17 protein-coding genes and 1 tRNA gene are annotated in these 18403 nt (G+C 68.6%); 10 read left to right on the top strand and 8 right to left on the bottom strand.

Going from position 1 to position 18403, the window contains the following annotated elements:
- Nucleotides 1-64: 64 nt before the first annotated feature.
- The 3 genes from ABZX85_RS35835 to ABZX85_RS35845 all read right to left on the bottom strand — a co-directional run bounded on the left by ABZX85_RS35835 (nucleotide 65) and on the right by ABZX85_RS35845 (nucleotide 3205).
- The gene (locus tag ABZX85_RS35835; protein ID WP_355878337.1) at nucleotides 65-1834 is read right to left on the bottom strand and encodes a ParB N-terminal domain-containing protein; all 1770 of its coding nucleotides are present in this window, start codon (nucleotides 1832-1834) and stop codon (nucleotides 65-67) included.
- Between the two features lie 105 nt (nucleotides 1835-1939).
- Nucleotides 1940-2392: a DUF6197 family protein gene (locus tag ABZX85_RS35840; RefSeq protein WP_355878339.1), complete on the bottom strand. Its 453-nt coding sequence runs from the start codon at nucleotides 2390-2392 to the stop codon at nucleotides 1940-1942.
- Nucleotides 2393-2458: 66 nt separating this feature from the next.
- Nucleotides 2459-3205 (bottom strand): DUF2786 domain-containing protein, encoded by a 747-nt coding sequence (locus ABZX85_RS35845; protein WP_355878342.1) that lies wholly within the window; start codon nucleotides 3203-3205, stop codon nucleotides 2459-2461.
- Between the two features lie 804 nt (nucleotides 3206-4009).
- Here ABZX85_RS35845 and ABZX85_RS35850 point away from each other — a divergent pair.
- From ABZX85_RS35850 to ABZX85_RS35870, 5 genes are all read left to right on the top strand, one after another.
- The gene (locus tag ABZX85_RS35850) at nucleotides 4010-4381 is read left to right on the top strand and encodes a hypothetical protein (protein ID WP_355878344.1); all 372 of its coding nucleotides are present in this window, start codon (nucleotides 4010-4012) and stop codon (nucleotides 4379-4381) included.
- On the top strand, nucleotides 4371-5006 hold the full coding sequence (locus tag ABZX85_RS35855; RefSeq protein ID WP_355878347.1) for a hypothetical protein: 636 nt from the start codon (nucleotides 4371-4373) through the stop codon (nucleotides 5004-5006). The genes ABZX85_RS35850 and ABZX85_RS35855 overlap by 11 nt, the downstream gene beginning before the upstream one ends.
- A gap of 36 nt (nucleotides 5007-5042) precedes the next feature.
- A complete protein-coding gene (locus tag ABZX85_RS35860; RefSeq protein ID WP_355878350.1) occupies nucleotides 5043-5738 on the top strand; it encodes a hypothetical protein in 696 nt (231 codons plus the stop codon).
- A 221-nt stretch (nucleotides 5739-5959) separates the two neighbouring features.
- A complete protein-coding gene (locus tag ABZX85_RS35865) occupies nucleotides 5960-6949 on the top strand; it encodes a hypothetical protein (RefSeq protein ID WP_355878353.1) in 990 nt (329 codons plus the stop codon).
- A 2-nt stretch (nucleotides 6950-6951) separates the two neighbouring features.
- On the top strand, nucleotides 6952-8406 hold the full coding sequence (locus ABZX85_RS35870) for a DUF5131 family protein (RefSeq protein WP_355878356.1): 1455 nt from the start codon (nucleotides 6952-6954) through the stop codon (nucleotides 8404-8406).
- Nucleotides 8407-8446: 40 nt separating this feature from the next.
- Here ABZX85_RS35870 and ABZX85_RS35875 read toward each other — a convergent pair whose 3' ends face one another.
- Entirely contained in the window at nucleotides 8447-10303 is a 1857-nt protein-coding gene (locus ABZX85_RS35875; protein ID WP_355878359.1) for a site-specific integrase, read from the bottom strand.
- Nucleotides 10304-10488: 185 nt separating this feature from the next.
- Nucleotides 10489-10561: transfer RNA gene (locus tag ABZX85_RS35880), tRNA-Ala, on the bottom strand.
- A gap of 176 nt (nucleotides 10562-10737) precedes the next feature.
- On the opposite strand from ABZX85_RS35880, the gene ABZX85_RS35885 reads away from it, so the two are divergent.
- Together ABZX85_RS35885 and ABZX85_RS35890 are read left to right on the top strand one after the other, a co-directional pair.
- Complete coding sequence (locus ABZX85_RS35885) at nucleotides 10738-11286, top strand: DNA-binding protein (RefSeq protein ID WP_010353434.1); 549 nt, start codon at nucleotides 10738-10740, stop codon at nucleotides 11284-11286.
- 275 nt (nucleotides 11287-11561) lie between these two features.
- A complete protein-coding gene (locus ABZX85_RS35890) occupies nucleotides 11562-13085 on the top strand; it encodes a serine/threonine-protein kinase (RefSeq protein ID WP_355878362.1) in 1524 nt (507 codons plus the stop codon).
- Here ABZX85_RS35890 and ABZX85_RS35895 read toward each other — a convergent pair.
- Together ABZX85_RS35895 and ABZX85_RS35900 are read right to left on the bottom strand one after the other, a co-directional pair.
- A complete protein-coding gene (locus ABZX85_RS35895; protein ID WP_355878365.1) occupies nucleotides 13049-14455 on the bottom strand; it encodes a hypothetical protein in 1407 nt (468 codons plus the stop codon). The genes ABZX85_RS35890 and ABZX85_RS35895 overlap by 37 nt on opposite strands.
- Before the next feature lie 129 nt (nucleotides 14456-14584).
- Nucleotides 14585-14713, bottom strand: coding sequence for a DLW-39 family protein (locus ABZX85_RS35900; protein WP_003999697.1), 129 nt, complete (start codon nucleotides 14711-14713; stop codon nucleotides 14585-14587).
- Between the two features lie 327 nt (nucleotides 14714-15040).
- Here ABZX85_RS35900 and ABZX85_RS35905 point away from each other — a divergent pair, with 327 nt between their 5' ends.
- From ABZX85_RS35905 to ABZX85_RS35915, 3 genes are all read left to right on the top strand, one after another.
- Nucleotides 15041-15394: a DUF6344 domain-containing protein gene (locus tag ABZX85_RS35905; RefSeq protein WP_355878368.1), complete on the top strand. Its 354-nt coding sequence runs from the start codon at nucleotides 15041-15043 to the stop codon at nucleotides 15392-15394.
- A 167-nt stretch (nucleotides 15395-15561) separates the two neighbouring features.
- The gene (locus tag ABZX85_RS35910; RefSeq protein WP_355878371.1) at nucleotides 15562-16029 is read left to right on the top strand and encodes a hypothetical protein; all 468 of its coding nucleotides are present in this window, start codon (nucleotides 15562-15564) and stop codon (nucleotides 16027-16029) included.
- Nucleotides 16026-16418, top strand: a complete 393-nt coding sequence (locus ABZX85_RS35915) for a transcriptional regulator (RefSeq protein ID WP_355878374.1) — start codon at nucleotides 16026-16028, stop codon at nucleotides 16416-16418. The genes ABZX85_RS35910 and ABZX85_RS35915 overlap by 4 nt, the downstream gene beginning before the upstream one ends.
- 409 nt (nucleotides 16419-16827) lie before the next feature.
- Here ABZX85_RS35915 and ABZX85_RS35920 read toward each other — a convergent pair whose 3' ends face one another.
- Nucleotides 16828-18399, bottom strand: a complete 1572-nt coding sequence (locus ABZX85_RS35920; RefSeq protein WP_355878377.1) for a LacI family DNA-binding transcriptional regulator — start codon at nucleotides 18397-18399, stop codon at nucleotides 16828-16830.
- Between the last annotated feature and the right edge of the window lie 4 nt (nucleotides 18400-18403).

Genomic DNA, 18403 nt, shown 5'->3' on the forward strand with positions numbered 1-18403 from the left:
GGCTCCTGGGGTAACCGGGGGCGGGGAGGGAGTTCCCGCCCCCGGAGTCGGGTTACTGGGGGGGCTAGGCGGCGGCTTCGTCGTCGTTCGCCGGTTCCTCGGCTTCCTGCTCGCCGGTCTCCTCGGCGGTGCCGGACTCCTGCTCCGCTCCCCGCTCCTCGCCGGACGTGAGCGCGGCGCGGGACTTCTTCTTCGCCGGGTCGTACGGCTCGTCATCCACAACCGACTGCTCAATGGGCGTCAACGGGTACCCCAAGGCTTCCAGCACCATGAACCACCGCCCGGTCGGCTTCCGGGTCCAGTCCGACCGCTGACTGTCCGTCCGCCACGCCGTCCGAGTCGCGCACTTCTCGCGGACTGCGGCAAGTGCCGCGAACTGGAGTTGCGGCGCCCTGCGGGGGTCCTTCGCGACGTGCCCGGCGAAACCGCCCCGGTTCTTGGCCTGCGCACTGTTCAGCCCCAGGAAGGCGGCCAGGATCTTGGTGGTCGGCTCCTTGTTCAAGTCCTCGGAGATTCCCCAACTCCCGTTAAGAAGCGCGTTGTTGATGTGTCCGACCAGATCATTGGTAATGCTCTTCGGCAGGTTGCGCCGCTTGATCAGGTCCGTGATCCACTTCCGACGCAGGGCCTCGGCGGCGTCCCAGTCAAGGTTGCCCTTCTTCACGGCGGCGCGGACGGCGCGTTCCGCCTCGACCTCGGCGGTGGTCTTCGTAGCTCCGCCGCTGCTGCTGGCGCTCACCGGCGCCTCATGCCCGTACAGACCGGGAGCGGAGCAGTAGGGCTCGTACCGGTCCCCCTTCCGCTCGTCGAACACCCACACCTGCCCCTTGCAGTCGGCGTGCTCCTCGGCGCCGATGCCGCGCAACCGCCATACAGCGACAGCGCGTTCGGAGAGTTCCTCGGCGTCCCTGACCTTCTGCCCGGCCGCTTCCAGCTCCGCGCGGTGGGCTTCGGCCCTGGTCCGCTTGTCGCGCTTGGTCCGCTCGATGGCAATGGCCCAGTCGACGTCGCTGGCGTCAGCATCTTCCTCAGCAGCGGCCTCGGTGATCGCTTCGAGCGCCTCGGCGTCGTCGGCGAACTCGGCGAGAGCGGCCATGTGCTCGAACGTCCACGCGTAGCCGCTGGCGCCCGCGACGGCGGCGCTCAACTTCTCATCGGAGCGGACCTTGACGACGGTCTTGACGTCCTTCTGCCGCACCCCTGCGGCTCGGGCGATGCGACCGACCTGCGCGCCCGCCTCGGCCGCGCTGAACATGGCCTGGTTCATCTCCGACGGCGTCAGGCCCTTGCGGTGCTGCGCGGTCGTGATCATGTCGAGGAACTGCCCGGCGGCGTCGCGGTCGTCGTCGTCCCATTCGTACGGCAGGTGCGTAAGACCCGCGTCCTTCGCACCGTGGAAGCGGCGGTTGCCGTCGTTGACTTGGAGCACTCCACCGTCAAGTCGCTGAATCTTGACGGGGATTCGGCATCCCTCGGTGCGGAGGGACTCCACGAACGCCGCGTTGATGTCCAGTTCTTCGCGGGCGTTCTTCGGGTGCGGGGTGAGGGCATCCATCCGGATCACCGGGCGGGACGTGACCGGCACGGTCTCCAGCCCTGCGGCGACGGCGGCGGCGAGACGCTGGAACCCGTCGACGATCTGCGGCACGTCGCCGTGGGTCCGTACGACGTACAGCGGCTCCGTGACGCCGTCCTCGGTCACGTCGGCCAGCAGATCGGCCGGGATCTCAATGTTTCGGAGGTTGCCGGAGTGGGAGGCAAGTTCGGCGACCGTGAGGGACGACCACAGGGTGGGGGTCGACTCGGAGCTGGCTCGGTTCTTGACGTTGAGCATCGGGTCTTCTCTTCCTGGTGAGTTCTGCCGGACCGTCCCGGTCCGGTGGAGTGTCGGGAAGGGGTGTTGCCCTCCCCTTCCCGACTTCATTAATTAAACCATGTTTTACGGAGCGGAACAACCTACGGTGACGTGATCGGCGTCACTCAAGCATCGGCCTGCGGCGGCACGGATCATGGCGGCGGCCTCGTCGGTGGTCCGCTCGGGAGCGTCCCCCCAGCACCACAACACCGTGCGCCGGTAGGCGTCTTCGGCAAGCCGCAGCTTCCTCCACCGAAGACTCGGAACGGCGCGGCCGTTGACGTGGTCGCTGAGCACCACCAGGGAATCAGCAAGGGCCTGTCGGAAGACGTCCCACTGTTCACGGTGCGCGGACCAGCGGGGTCGGGCAACACGGACTCCTCGCTCCCATGCGTGCAGCACGGTGCAAGGGGCTGCGCCACCCATCCGTCCGGGCTGCCAGAGGTGGTCACCCTGGTAGAGGCCGACTCGTTCGATGTGGTTGGCGGCGGCGGTGAGGATGCGGGCGGGGGTTGCGGGTTGGCGGCGTGCGGGCATATCGGATTTCCTCCTTACGGCAGGGCCGGGGACGGCGGCACCCGTCGCCCCCGGCAGAGTTGACCTCTAGGCCGAGAGCGCCCCGGCGGTCGTGGCACCGATGCGGCGGGTTCCGCCGATGTCGGCACGGTTTCCAGCAGCGACCCCGGCGCCGTACCCGTTGCCGCTGTACGACCCTCGCTGCGTCCGCACGCTTGGGTTCTCGACCTTGAAGGCGGCTTGGACCATGGCGTCACGGTCGGCCAGGACAAGTTCACCGCTGCGCCCGGCGGCCGACATCTCCGCACCGGCGGCGGCGCGGGCGGCCTCCTCGGTCGCCTTGAGCCGGTCGGTGACCCGCACGATGAACCCGACCTGCCATGAGTTCCGCCACGCCCGCGCGCTCCGCACCCCGTACGGGACGGCCTGCGCGTTGAGTCCGTTGAACATCTGGAGCAGAAGCGAGGCGTAGAGGATCTCGGCGCGCTGCACGTCGGACTCGTACCCGACGATCTGAACGCGCCGCGTCCCGGCCCCCCGCGCGCCGATGTGGATGGGCTGGCATCCGACGGCCTCCGCGATGAAGTACATGAGCCGGGCGCGGGGCATGGACCACGGGTTGGGCAGGTCGACGTTCCTGGTGACGATCGCGTCCCGCGACGGCTGCCCGTCGCTCAACAGGGCCTCGTCGACACCGTACTTGGCCATCATCTCCATCGCCCGCGTACGGGCGAGCTCGGCTTCCGCCTCGGGGGTCGCGGAGTCCTCGGCCTTGGCGAGTAGCGCCTGAATGGTGGCCAGCTTGGGGTTCACGCCTTCTCGGGAAGTGCCCATGGCTCTGCTCCTGGTGAGAGTGCTTGACCGAGGCCGACTTGACCTCGGGATGCCGGTCGAGGTGTTGCCCTCCCCTCCCGACATGTTTAATTAAACCATGTTCTAGCCGCTCGTGCAACCCCTGACCTGCGGTTTCCCATCCGGGCCTCGGCTGATGCCTCAGCCACAGCGGGCCTGCGGCGGGGTTCCCTCCTCGGTTGGACGGCACCGCCTCGCGTGCCGTGGTGCAGGGGTGCGAGGTGGAGCGCCCGGAAGCTGGGACTTTCTGAGGGACGAGGAAAGTCCCAGACCCGGACGTACGACCTCGCACCCCTGCGGCACGGTGCGCTTCGCTGGGACGACCGACCGAGGAGGGAACCCCGCCGCCACCCCCACCCCAACCACGACGGCGGACCAGCCGAACGACCCGCCCCCTCCCCCTCCGAGAGCGGACCCGCCGGAGGCATGCTCTTTGAGCGGCAGCAGCCCACCCCGGCATTCAACGGGCTTGCGCGTAAGGGAACTTGCTCCCACCGACGCCCCGCCCCAACGCAACACCGGCGCTCGTAAAGTTCTACGGCCTCCTCGCATTCCTCGGCGCCGGCACATCCAGACGACGCATGTGAGTTCTTCCTGACCTCACTTCTACGGTGCCCACCATGACCCGCTACCCCGATCAGCGCCATGCTGACGCCCTCGCACGCCAGTCCTCACCGCTCATCCTCAACTCGCCTATGCAGAAGGAAGGTTACTGAGGTGACATCGGCGGATGGCGTGACAACAGCCGAGCTACGGCGACGGGTTCGGGCAGTTGAGACACTCCAGATGAGGACTCGCGAATTGGCCGCCCAGAACGTCCTGACCGCCCGAAAGACCGCTGCGGAGGCGGCAGTTGCCAAGGAAGCTGCCGACCGTAAGGCCCGCGAGTCCACTGCGGCGGTCTTGCGCCTGTACGACCAGGACTCGGAGCTGGTGGCCGAACTCCTCGACGTGCCCGCCGAAGAACTCGAACGGGACGCGAAGACGGTCACCGCCGCTCGCGCCAAGGAGGTCATCGAGGCGCTACGTGCCCGCGCCGGCCGCCCACGCACCCACCGCTCACGCCCGGGAAACTCCCCCGCCTCCCAACACCCCTTCCAGGAAACCGCTGTTGCAGAGACCAGCGACCTGAGCAGCACGCAAGCCGGTGTCGAATGACCGGCTTCCCGGCCTCTTCCCGCTCTCCACCACGCACGGACACGCCGCGTCACCCGAGGAGGGTCCCGAGCAGCTCGCGCTGATCGGGACCCCGTCCCCGGTACGCATCCCCGCCGTCGAGTGGTCGGCCTGGCTGTCCGACACATCGACACAGACCCGGTACTGGGCCAAGGTGCACCGCACCGCGTCGGACACGGACTGCTGGTTCTTCCACGGCGCGATCTCCAGCACCGGCCACGCCAGCTTCCGCGCTGCCTCCCTCCCCGGCCCAACCCGGCGAGGCACCGTCCCCGGCCACCTCTACGGCTACCAGCTCGCCCACGGCGTGATCCCCCGCCTGGGCTGGGACAACGACAGCCCCACCGTCTGCCACACCTGCGACAACCACTCCTGCCAGCAGCCCGCCCACCTCCGCCTCGGCACCCCCGCGGAGAACCGCACCGAATGGCTGACCCGCCGCCGCAACCCCGCCAGCCCCTTGGCGGATCTACGCGGCCCCGCCGGCCGTTCCCGAGCCATCGGCACCGCGATCCGCACCGGCCTCGCCCTCAAGGAACCCGAGGCACAGATCGCCCACCGCATCCACACCGCAGCCACGGCGGGCAAGCCGCTGAGCCTCTGGTGACCTCCTGCTTCCCTCCTCTTTCTGGAGAAGACCGACGTGCCCGCTACACCCCAACACCGCGCCCTGGCCTACGTACTCGACGACCGCTGGTTCGTCGTGGTCGTTTCCCCGGCCCAGCCGAACAGCGCCTACGACACAGAACCGCCTCCCCTTCGCACCCTCGCCCACCGCGAACTCGGCCCCGCGCACCTACCGTTCCCCGCCGCCTCCGCTGGTCACCGCCTCGTGGAAGTCGGCTACCTCATAGACCCGACCGAGCGGTTCAAGCCGGACACCGTCAACGGCTGGTCGAAGGGCAGCCTCCCGGACCAGTGGAAGACCGTCTGCCACCCCATCATCGACGAACCCGCCCTGCCCGCCATCAACAACAGCGCGCCGGAGAGATCCGCCGCCCAGCTCGCCAACGACGCCGCAGCCGCGATCCGCAGCATCAACCACGCCCTCTCCACCCCGATGGCGCTCCCCTACCCACCACACATCAGCGAAGTCGCCCAGCCGCTCACGCAGATGATCGACCGCCTCCCGGAAACCCTCGACCACCTGTCCACCACGATCCGCCACCACCTGGCCAAGGGCCTGATCCGCATGGACGACACCACCTCTCCGCACGACGCGGCCACCGAAGCCCTGAAGCACCTCGGCCAAGCACGCAACGACGCACGAACCCTGTCGAACAGCCTCCACAAGGCCGCTGCGGTCCTCTTCCACATGGGCACAGAAACTGCGGTGTAGAGCCCGAATTACCGAATTCTGGATGACGGTTACCCCCCCCTGTGCCGCTCATCCGAAGCTCGACCGGCATCAAGAGGTCCACCAAAACACCGCATACACCATCGGACAAACATTCTCAACTCGGTTGGTTTTACTGCGAGTCACAGCAGTACGGTCTCCCACTCCGGACGATCGCGGCTCTACGCGAGACGCGACAGTGTCCCCGGAAGGAGATTCACAGGGTGGGGAAACGGCTCGATGTCGGTCAAAGCGACTGGCGCACGCCTGCTAAACACAGCGTGCTGAACAACTTGATCGGCGAGGAAGTAGGTGCATCACCTCACCTGCCCAAGGCCCCACGTCGGCTCGTTTGGTTCGATCTGACCGCAGGCGATGCCGCTGCTGGAAAGAACGGGGAGTACTGGAACCGAAGTTGCTCACCTGGAATCCTCGCCTACCAGGCAACTCGCTCAGAACTTCCAGTCGAGATCTACCTCTACGAGATCAACCCCGAGACCTTCATCCGGCTCGTGGCCAACCTCGGTCACCAGCTTCCGAAGCTCGGTTACTCGCCAGACGGCGACAATTGCTGGCGCTCCCCTCGCGCCGTGCTGTACGCCATCAACGGTGACGGAAGGGATGCGTCCATCCGGCACCTGCGATCAGGCGATGCGGTCTTCGCCATCAACGACCCCAACGCCGTTACAGGCTGGGCTATGCGGTCGAAGTTCTCACACGAGGTGATCGGCCGAGGTGTGAGGCTCTACCGGAGTCTGACCACGATGGGGTGCAACGCCACCGGGCTGAAGCGAGGCAAGAAGGCCCGGCCCACACGAATCGAGTGCTTCGATCGGCTGGCCGCCGCCCAAGGCACGCTTGCCTCGTCCCGTGATCTCTGTCTTGCCGCAGCGAACGACGACGCGCAGTGGTCCTACCTGATCGAGACCTCGGACAAATGGCGTGGCCGAACGGAATCGAACGTCCGGCGGGCGTTCAAGAAACAAGGACACGACGTCACGATCACCTGGTACCGCGTCGACAGCGCTCAGTTCCAGGACGAACTCTTTCGACACTTCCTCACCAAGGCCGAACTCAAGGGCATCCGCGGCAAGGAACAGGACTGGTTGGCCGCGACCATGGAGCAGCGGCTTCAGATGATCAATGCCTTCGAAGAAGCGCCGCCTCCTCCCCCTCCGGCCGAGCAAATGACGTTCTGGGAAGACGAGGACTGAACGTGGAAAATGCGCTCGGCCCCTACCAGATCCACCCCTTCGCCGATGTCTTCCCTCTCATCCAGGGCGACGAGTTCGAGGATCTGGTCAGAGACATCAAGACTCACGGCCTCCACGATCCGATCCTGCTCAACCACGACCGGACGGTCCTGGTCGACGGACGCAACCGGTACCTCGCCTGCGAGGCCTCTGGCATCCCGCTGCGGTTCGAGACCTTGTCGGAGGACTACACCGAGTCCATGATCCTCGACTTGATCGTCTCCAAGAACGTCGCCCGCCGACAGTTGACTGCGGGGCAGAAGGCGTTTTTAGCACTTGAGTATGAGAAAGCATTTTCGGAACAAGCCAAGGAACGGCAACGCGAGGTTGCCCGACAGGTAGCAGATCAACTAAACGGGCAGGTCACAGGCTCGACGTTTGTCGCCGATCGGCGACAAACGTCCGAACAGGCCGCCGAACAGAAATCCAGCGCGAAGGCGGGGCGCACCGTCGGCGCTTCCCCTCGCGCCGTTCAACGTGCCAAAGCCGTAGCAACCTTCGCTCCCGATCTAGTGGACAAGGTCCGCTCCGGCGAGATGGCCCTCGACCAAGCAGAGAAGCAGGCCCGCCAGCGAATGCGCGCCCTGCCGGAAGCCCCGCCGACCGAGAAGCCCAGCCCGGTCATGCTGACGCTCCGCACCCACAACGGCCAAGAGGTGCAGTACCCGAAGCCTGAAGGCAAGCCCACGTTCAACAACACCGACGGGGAGGGCATCTCCTGGGCACGCTGGTCTTGGAACCCGATCACAGGCTGCCTCCACGGGTGCTCGTACTGCTACGCCCGGGAAATCACCTTCCGCTTCCCTCAGGTCAACCCAGCCGGCTTCACCCCCTTGTTCCACCACGAGCGCCTGTCCGCCCCGGCGAACACCCGAATCCCCGAGATCCACCGCGACGACCCGACCTGGCACCGCGTCTTCGTCTGCTCCATGGCCGACCTCTACGGCCGCTGGGTCCCCGACGAGTGGATTCTCGAAGTCCACTCCGTGATGGCGGCTAACCCCCTCTGGGAGTACCTGCTCCTCACCAAGTTCCCCGCGCGCTACACGAAGCTGGACCTCCCGCCCAGCGCCTGGGTAGGTACCAGCATCGACGAGCAGAAGCGCGTACGCATCGCGGAGGACGCTTTCCGGGAAATCGACGGGGTGAAGGTCAAGTGGCTCTCCATCGAGCCCCTCCGTGAGCCCCTCGTCTTCAACGACCTGTCGATGTTCGATTGGGTGGTCATCGGCGCGCAGACCGAGACGAACCAAGGAGTCGGTGCGGACTACAAGCTGGTGCCGGCCTTCGCCCCGGACTTCGAATGGGTCGTCGACCTCGTAACGCAGGCCCGGGAGTCAGGGTGCCGGGTCCACCTGAAGCCGAACCTCGTGAACGGCAAACCCGGAATGAAACTTCCCGACGAATACCCCGTCTGATGGGTGGCCCGGCTCCAACGTCCGGGCCACCCTCGACAGCTCACGAGGCCGGGCCTCCAGAGCCCCGCTCCAAGTCCTGCGAGCACATCTTGAGCACCTCCGCCCGCGCCACCAACGACGACACCGCGACGGCTTCCTCGCTGACTCCGCGGACCTGGGTCTCGATCGTCCCGCGAGGCCGCCGCTCGATCCGGTACTCAGCTGCCTTCGCGGTGTAACTGTCGGCCTCGAACTCCCACGTCCACCGCCCCGTCACGGGAAATGGCGTGAACGCAAGCGAGCCGTCCGCGTTGTACGACGCCATGGCGCAGTGGACGAACCGCCGGTCCGGCACCCGCGTCCACACAGACTCCCCGCCGTTCCACCGAGGCCGCTCCTCAGGCCCAACCGCTCCCCGGCGGACGACCTTCTCCTCCGACCACCCGTCAGCCCGCAACGCCTCCAGTTCCCCGGCGTGGTCGTCGTTCCACTGATCAGCGACCTGGTGGGCGTACTCCCGGTCAGCGAAGGGGACTTCGCGGCCGTCGAGCATGACGACGAAAACCGGCCCGTCCGGAACAGAGGGAACCTCGTCGTCGGCCTCCCAAACGGTTTCGGGCAACGCGGCGCCTTCGCGCGGCGGCAGCGGAGGAAGCCAGTTCCCCGCGCCGGCGAGTCCGGTCTGCGCGAGAAACCCCGGCAGCGGCGCGGTGGGGTCCATGGCCCACGCGACGGCGGCCATGACCTCGTCGTCGAGGGCGTCCAGGAGATGCCCGTAGCGGTCCACGGTGGTGGTAATGGACTCGTGGCCCAGCCGGGCCTGGATCGCGGGCAGCGGCACCCTCGCAGCGATCAGCCACGCGGCGTGGGAGTGCCGCAGGTCGTGAACCCGGGGCCGCTTGATCAGCCCGAACCTCTCCGCCGCCAGCTCGATCGCCGGGAGCCACCGCAGCCGCCGGAACGTCCCCGCATCCCACCGACCACCCGCCGGCCCCGTGAACAGCAGGGCATCGGGCACCTTCCCCTTCGCCCGCCGCCGCAACATCGCGTCGAGCTTCCAGGTGATCACGATGGTGCGCCGGCTCTTCTTCGTCTTCGGCGCCCCGAGATACGGTTTCCCGTCCTCGTCCCGCTTCCACGCCCGCTGGACCCGCAGAGCGGGCCGCCCGTTACGACGGCGCAGATCCCTCGGCTGAAGCGCGGTCGCCTCGCCCCACCGCACACCGGTCTCCGCGAGGGTCTCGGCAAGATCCTTGGCGTCGTCCGCCATGCATTCGTAGATCCACCGGTACTCCTCCCGTTCGAGGAAGACCATCTCCTCCTCGACCTGCTCCCCATCGAGCCGGGGAAGCCGCGTGAAGGCGCACGGGTTCGTCGCCCGGAGCTGAGGCTCGGCGTCCACAGCGGCCTGGAGGATCGCGTGGAGCAGCCCGTGCTGGTCGCCGACCGTCTTCGGCTTGTACTTCGTACGGGGCTTGTGGTCCGCCGCGTCGAGCGGCGCGGCCGTCCCCTCCGACAGGTCGTTGACCCACCGCTGGACCATCTCCCGGCTGATCCCACCTTCGCCGTCGCGCACCGAGTAGTTCTTGAACCACGGCGACATGTTCCGCTCGACCATCTTCCGGTACCTCGTCCGGGTGTCGCCCTGGATACCGGTCAGCAGGCTGATGTGCTTCAAGGCGAACGGCTCGAACATCTCCTCCGCCGACCGCAGATCGGCGACGAACCCGTGCCCCCGTATCCACCCCGGCGGCCACTCCTGCCCGAACCCGTTGACGAGGTCCTTGAACTTCTTGGCGGCGTCGGAATCACTGAAGATCTCGGACTCGTACTTGCCCGTCCGCGCCGCGCCTGCTCGCCAGCGGACGACGTAGGAGGTCTCACCATCCGTCCGCTCGCGTTTCACGATGTGTGCCATGCGGCGGACGGTAGGTAGAGAGCCGGGAAGAACTCACACGAGCGCACGGGGCAGTCGCACTCCCCGGTCCGGCAAGGCAACCTGCCCAGCGTCCTCAAGGCGCCGTGCACACATGGTGCACACACGGCCAAGCAGAAGACCCTCCCTGCCCCACGTTTCCGCAGGTCAGAGAGGGTCTGAAGAAGTGGAGCCTAGGAGAGTCGAACTCCTGACATCCGCCATGCAAAGACGGCGCTCTACCAACTGAGCTAAGGCCCCAGGACACCCACGGGAAACAGTGTTCCGGGGGACGTCGGAGACCAGAGTACCGGGTCACCCCCGTGATCCCGCAAAAAGATTGGGGGTCCCCGCGAACGACCACTCTCCGTAAGATGCTCGGACGTGGTTCGCTACAGCGAACCGCGGTTTTCTGGGGAAGCGATGGGGAGACGCGAATGGACGCCGCACAACAGGAAGCGACCGCGAGAGCGCGGGAGCTTCAGCGGAACTGGTACGGAGAGCCGCTGGGGGCGCTCTTCCGTAAGCTCATCGACGATCTTGGCCTCAACCAGGCTCGTCTCGCAGGGGTGCTGGGACTCTCCGCACCCATGCTGTCCCAGCTGATGAGCGGTCAGCGGGCGAAGATCGGCAACCCGGCGGTCGTGCAACGCGTGCAGTTGTTGCAGGACCTGGCCGCCCAGGTCGCGGACGGCAGCGTCAGCGCCGCCGAGGCGACCCAGCGGATGGACGAGATCAAGCGGTCGCAGGGAGGTTCGGTGCTCAGCAACACCACGCAGACGACGAGCAGTTCAGGTGCTCCCACCGTCAAGCGCGTGGTCCGCGAGATCCAGTCCCTGCTGCGTTCGGTCGCCGCCGCCGGCGACATCATCGACGCGGCGGACACCCTCGCCCCGACCCACCCGGAACTGGCAGAGTTCCTCCGGGTCTACGGCGCCGGCCGCACCTCGGACGCGGTCACGCACTACCAGTCCCACCAGAACTGACCCCGCCGCCCGGTCACCGAAGGGGGTTCGGAGAGCGGGCGACGGGAACGGGACGGGAAACGGGACGAGAACAGGGCGGCCCGACCAGCCGTAGCAGCACAGCAGTACACAGCAGCACCACACGGGGGAAACCGCCCTTTTCGAGGGCGAATCGCAACACATCACGGGGGCCACGGGGGCCACGAAGCACCTGCACGAATCGACCACCCTCACCGGGTTCCCACGGCCCGCACAGGGATACCCGTACTACCGCAGGGGGAGGAGCGGCACACGGCATGGGTGAGGTCTTCGCCGGACGGTACGAACTCGTCGACCCGATCGGACGCGGCGGCGTCGGCGCGGTCTGGCGCGCCTGGGACCACCGCCGCCGGCGGTACGTCGCCGCCAAGGTCCTCCAGCAGAGCGACGCCCACTCCCTGCTGAGGTTCGTCCGCGAACAGGCCGTCCGCATCGACCACCCGAACGTCCTCGCCCCGGCGAGCTGGGCCGCCGACGACGACAAGGTCCTCTTCACGATGGACCTGGTCTCGGGCGGCTCCCTGGTCCACCTGATCGGCGACTACGGCCCCCTCCCGGCGCCGTTCGTCTGCGTCCTGGTCGACCAGCTGCTGGCCGGCCTCGCCGCCGTCCACGCCGAGGGCATCGTCCACCGCGACATCAAACCGGCGAACATCCTCCTGGAGGCGACGGGTACGGCACGCCCGCGCCTGCGCCTGTCCGACTTCGGCATCTCGATGCGGCTGGGCGAGGCGCGCCTGACCGACACGAACCTCGTCGTCGGCACCCCGGGCTACATCGCGCCCGAGCAACTCCTCGGCGCCGACCCGGACTTCCCGGCCGACCTGTTCGCCGTGGGGCTCGTCGCGCTGTACCTCCTGGAGGGCCGCAAGCCGGACGCCAAGGCGCTCATCCAGCACTTCGCGGAGCACGGCACACCAGGCGCCCCACAAGGCGTCCCGGAGCCCCTGTGGCACGTCATCGCCTCGCTCCTCCAGCCTGACCCCGCGGCCCGCTTCCGCACCGCCACAGGCGCCCGCAAGGCCCTCCTCACGGCCACGGAACTCCTCGCCGGCCCCACCCCGGACGACGAGACGATCGAGATCTTCGACCAACTCGGCCCTCTCCCCAAGGGTTTCACCCGCGAGGGCCCCACCTCGACCTCGCTCCTCGCCTCCCCGTACGACGACGACTCCACCCCCCGCCCGATCCCCCCACCCCCTGACTCACCCCCCACCTCCACCTGGCCCGGCACACCCCCCACCCACCCCACCTGGACCGGCCCCACCCCCACGGCCTCGGTCCAGGCAGGCTGGGGTGCCCCCGTCATACCCGTAGTACCCGCGGCACCCACCACGCCCGCCATGCCCGCCACGCCCGTAGTACCCCCGCCCCCACCCGCCCCCACCCACACCCCCACACCAACCCCGACCTCCACCCCCACACCCACCTCCACGCCCACCCCGACACCGACCCCCACGATGTCGGACACCGGCAGCTTCCATCTCCCACCCCCACTCACCCCCCACGAACACACCCCCACCCACAACCCGACATACACCCCGGTCCCCCCACCCCCGTACGACCCCACCGCCACCTACGCCCTCACCCCCCGCCCCCCGGACACCGCCTCCACCGCCACCTACACGGCAGCCCCCGCACCCCGCACGGCCCGCCACGGCCGCCCCCCGAAACGCGCCGCGTCCCCCCGCCCCGGCCCGCCCCCGGCCGTCGCGATCCCCCTCCTCCTCCTGGCCCTCACCTGCTACGCGATCGGCTTCTGGGCCCTCACCCGCATCTGACCCGCCCGCCGCCGCCCCACGACGGCCCACACCCCCAGCACGACGAACAGCAGCGTCCCCACCCCGAACCCCCCGACGGCGACGGCGACCATGGCGGCCCCGCCCCCCTCCGTACCGGCGGGCCCGGCGGCCTCGGAGGCGGCGGAGGAGGCACCCCCCGCACCCCCCGCACCCCCCGCACCCGAGCCGGACACACCGGCGGAGCCCCCGCTCCCGAACAGCCCCTCCGGCACCGACACCCCCCGATACCCCGGCCCCGCCTGCGCGGCGCCGCTCACCCGCACCCGCAGCATCACCCCGTACACCCCGTCCCCGAACCGCTCCCCGACCTGCGCGGCGAGATGGACGACGAGGAAGTACCCCCCGGCGAACCGCATCGCGCCCGCCGACCCGCTCGACGCGTACCGGTTCGCGTACTCGACCGGCGGCAACGGCCGCATCGTCCCCGTCTTCTGCTCCCCGTCGTACCCGAACCGCAGGTCGTCGACCTTCGCGCGGACGGGGTTGTACAGCGTCACGTCCAGCGCGGAGGCGACGTACCCGGAGCCGCCGCCGGCGCTGCCCAGTTCGGCGGTGACGTACGCCTGCTGGCCCCACTCGACGGGGACGGCGTAGAAGAGCGTCTGCCCCGGCAGGATGTCGTCCCGCCAGGCGCCCTGCTCCAGATCGGTGGCCGTGGCGAACCCGGCCCCGCCGGGCCGCCGCCGCGCCTCGCCGGCCATGGGGGAGGGGGTCGCCGAGCTCCACCCCTTGGGCGCCTCGGTGGCGCCGCCCTTGCCGACGGGCGGCTCGGAGACGACGGCCGCCTCCAGCCCCCAGGGCTGCGCGTCGGGCGCGGCGGACCCGTAGGGGGACCCCGAGGACGGCCCCGAGGAGGCCCGGCCCCCCGCCCGCTCCACCACCACGTAGTACGTCCCCGCGCCCTGGCACACCGAGCGCCCCGCCCGCACCTCCCGCCCCGCCCACGCCGTGATCGGACGCGGGTCGGCGACGGACCCGAAGGTCACGACGTCGCTGGAGCAGTTCAGCCCGTTGGCGTCCTGGAGGGCCACCTTGACCCCGTCGTTGAACGTCAGCTCCGCGTCGTCCCCGGGCACCGCGGTCACGGACACGTACGTCGTCGACACGGCGTCCAGCTCGACCTGGAAGTACGTCTTCCCGGTCCCGGTGAGGGAGCTGCGGTAGACCCCGCCCGCTTCCAGCCGTACGGCGTCGCTCGTCCCGCTCGCCCCGTTGACGGCGCGCGCCTCACGGTCGTACGCGTACGCCGGTACGTCCGCCGCGCGGGCCGTCGTGACCGGGCCCGTCAGCAGCAGCGCCACGACGCTCCCCAGCACCACGCGCCGCCGCGCCGCCGGTCCCCAGCTCATCGCCCGCCCCCTCGCTCGCCGCGCCGGAGCCGCTGTCCGACGTCGACACCCTCACGTCAGGTCACCGCACAACGCAAGACCCCGACCGCTTCGGCGGTCGGGGCCTGTGGGAGTACTGGGAATCGGCAGTCACGAACCCGTGGGCACGGAGTCGGTCGCCTCCGTCCACAGATCCTGCTCGGCGCGATCCGCCTGGATCTGGCGGTACACGAGGAGCCCGCCGATGGCGGCCAGTGCGACCAGGAGAAGCTTCTTCACCGCGCGACCTCGTCTTTCTTGACGTAGGGGACCTCTGGCGCCCGACTATACACACCGGCCGAGACCGATCGGTGACCTACCCGGGGCCCCAACTACCGCTCGGTACCGCCGAGTAGACGCCGGGGCGGGGGACTTCCGTCATTCCGATCTGAGGGTGATCACACCCCCACAGAACGTCACCTTTCGCCCTCGTCCCCGCCCGTACGCCCATCCGGGTGGTGTTCATCTGAACATCGCCACGCCGCGAGCGTCGGTCCACCGTTTCACGGCCGACATACACATCATGAGGAAAGTACGCAAATCCGCCCAACCCGAAAGTGAGGGGCCGTGGCCCGCACCCAGCTCAAGAACCTCTGGACGACCGTCATCACCGCCCTCCTGGCCCTGTGCACGGCGCTCGGCCTGATCACGACGGCCGCGACGGCCGCGGTAGCCCAGAGCGAGCCGGCCCGCAACACGGCGACGGCGCCCCAGTCGGAACCCCCGCTCCTCCCCGGTTGGGACCGCCCCCACCCCCGCTCCCTCCCCCCGACGATGAAGCAGCGCATCCGCGCGGAGGCCCACGGCAAGTCCCCCAACTGCCGCCACCGCTCCCACCCGGACACGGACTCCCTCATCACCCCGGCCCACCCCTCCGACCACCTCCCCCAGCCGGAACCGGCCACCCCCCTCCAGCACTGACCCTCCCCACGACGTGACGGCGAACTTGCGTACAGCCCCACGCCAGGCCCGGCCGACTCCTCGGAGCCGCCGGGCCTTCGCCATGCCGGGGCAGGGAAAGTACTTGCCGATAAGGAAAGTACTTGCCAAGCTGACAGCATGCCGACCACCCGTACCGCCTCCGCCTCATGACGGCCGACCACCCCGCTCCGGCCGCAGGGCATGAGATCCGTGCAGCACAGGCAGCCCTGGCCGCCGCCCGTTCCGCGCGCGCAGCGGCCCTCGCCGCCCGCCGGGTCCCCACCTGGCACCCACCGGCCGCCGGCCTCCTGCACGCCGCCGGTTTCACGGGCCTGGCCCTCGCCATGAACCAGGACCACGCGAACGCCCACCTGATGGCGGCCTCCCTCACCTGCCTCCTCGCCTTCCTCGCCCTGTTCGTCGTCGACGCGAGGGCGGGCGGCGTCCTCCTGCCGCCGACGGGAACACCGCGCGAGCGATGGCGGCGCCAGTCCCCGGCGCTCCTCACCACCGCTGCCGCCGTCGCGACGGCGTTCCTGACCGACCCCTCAGCCGGGCTGGCGGTGTACGGCGTGACTCAGGGCGCGGTGACGTGGTTCCAGATGCGACGCTCAGGGGCGAGGCCGACGGCATGACGGCGGACGAGCCCTCCCCGGCGGCCCCCCGACTGGAGGCGGACGCCCAGCCGGAGGCGGACCCCCAGCTGGACCCCGTCATCCAGCACCCCGCCCGCCTGGCCCTGACCGCCTTCCTCTCCGGCTGCCTGGAAGCGGACTTCCGCACCACCCGCGACGCGCTGAACCTCTCCGACTCCGCCCTCAGCAAGACGGTCTCCGCGCTGGAGGCCGCCGGCTACGTGAAGTCCCGCAAGGGCTTCGTCGGCAGACGCCCCCGTACCTGGCTCTCCCTCACCGAACAGGGCCGCGCCCGCCTGGCATCCCACCTGGACGCCCTCCAGCGCATCGCCACGCAGGCCCGCGCCCGAGCCCGATTCCACGCCTCCGCCCCGGCACCCCCGGAGTGATCCCGCTCACATATCCCCATCCCGTCCGGCCAGTCACCCCCCACCGCCCCCAACACCCTTGTTAGCCTTGGCCATAGCCCGGTCGCTGGTGCATCCCCCGTCGCCAGCGACCGGGCGTTTTCGCTGCCCGAAAACGCCCCACGCATACGAAGAAGGCGCCTCCCCGAGGGGAGACGCCTTCTTGGAAGTGGGGCTAACAGGATTTGAACCTGTGGCCTCATCCTTATCAGCAATGGCCAGCGACCACAGCCGCAAGTATTTAGGCAGGTCAGAGCGGTCGCCTGCGCTCACTGAAGATCGTTTGGGAGAATCCTGGGAGAAATCCGCCCCAGGGACCGTTGGCCAGCGGCGGCTGCTATACCACAAAAAAGAAAGGGCGCCTCCCGAGGGAGACGCCCTTCATACGCCGTCAGCGCTGTTCCAACTCCGCCGCTCGCGCCCTCAGCAGAGCATCGAGCACGCTCACGGACGACCGTGGACTCATGGCCAGCCGCGCGTCAAGCGCCGCCTCCCACTGCTCGGTGAGCATCACCATCAGCTCGTGACGCATGTGGTCGGTCACGTGGGCGTAGCGCGCGGACACCGAACCGTCCATGTGACCCAGCCGGTCGTCCATGAGGACCTTCGGAGTACCGCGCTCCTCCATGATCGACCGGTGTGTGTGCCGCAGTCCGTGCCCCGTGAGGCCCGGGGTGATCGGCAACCAACACGCGGTCGCTCTCTTCGCCGCACCCCGGCCTTCCAGCAAGGTGCCCGGCATGTAGGGGTCCGCGAGGATCGGAACCAGGTCTCCCCTCCTATCCGGCTTGGCCGCTGTCTGGCCGGTACTCCGTCCTTCTTTCTTCGGTGGGTACGTGCCGTGGGTCGCCGGGTAGAAGATGCGGGTGCCGAACGTGCGGCGCCAGTGTGCCGCCGTCTCCTCGGGGGTCCGGCCCCTGATGTAGTCGAGTTCCTCCATCGCGGAGGTGACTCGGAGACGGGTTTCCACAGCCACCGTCTCAGGGTGGTTGAGGACGTTCGAGACCGTACCGGTGCTCACGCCGGCGAGCTTCGCGACGTCCTTCGCCGTCGGCCCCCCGCCCCTGCCCCAACGTCGTACGGTGCCGAAGCTGTCGAAGACGTAGGTCTCGCCGTGGCACGGGCACGGCTTCGGCTGCTTGCGCGCCAGGAAGTCGACGACCAGAACGCACAGCCACTGCGGGATGTCGACCGTTCGGTAGCTGTCGTCCTTCGGAGCGGCACGGACGAGTTCACCCGAGTTGAGTTCGACGAGTTGCCACTCGATACGCACGGTCATGGTGGCGGGCCGTACGAACTCCTTCTCCAAGCCGACGAGTTCGCCCCAGCGGATGCCGGTGAATCCCTTCAGGACACCGGCCACGAATTCGTCGTCCCTGCCCGACAGAACCGCCATGCGCTCGGAGACGAGCAGGATGCCGAGCGATGTCGTGATCACCTTTTCCGCGCCCCGGTACTGAACGCGTCCCGCTCGACGGCCACGTCCTCGACGCCGTGCGGCGGGGTTGGCGTCGATCAGCCCTGCCTCTACCGCGTCGCCGAGAATCAGGTGAAGCCGGGACCGGTATGTGGCGATGCTGGAGTTCTCGTATCTCGCTTCCTTGAGCTTCCGCTCCCACGCGATGACGAGTTTGGCCTCGATGGCCTTGAGAGCGAGATCCCCGAACTCGGGCAAGAGGTGACACTCGATCACGTCACGATAGTTTTCCATCGTCTTGTCGGCGAGGTCCTGATCCTCGTACCAGCGGTTCACGTACTCGCCGAAGGTTTCGAGACCTGTGGAAGGGGACTTCCACGTCTTCTGCTCGATCTTGAGTTCTTCCGCGTCCGCCGCCTTCTTGGCCTCGCGTTTCGTGCTGAACTTGATCACGCGGCCGGACTCGTCGGACACCGTCCCGTACTTGCCGGGAGCGATCTTGTAACGGCCACGGAAGTAGCCCGAACGCTTCTCTGCGTATCCCATCTGA

Origin of the sequence: Streptomyces sp. NPDC004539 (genome assembly GCF_040610055.1) — a bacterium.
In the GTDB taxonomy this organism is placed as follows: domain Bacteria; phylum Actinomycetota; class Actinomycetes; order Streptomycetales; family Streptomycetaceae; genus Streptomyces.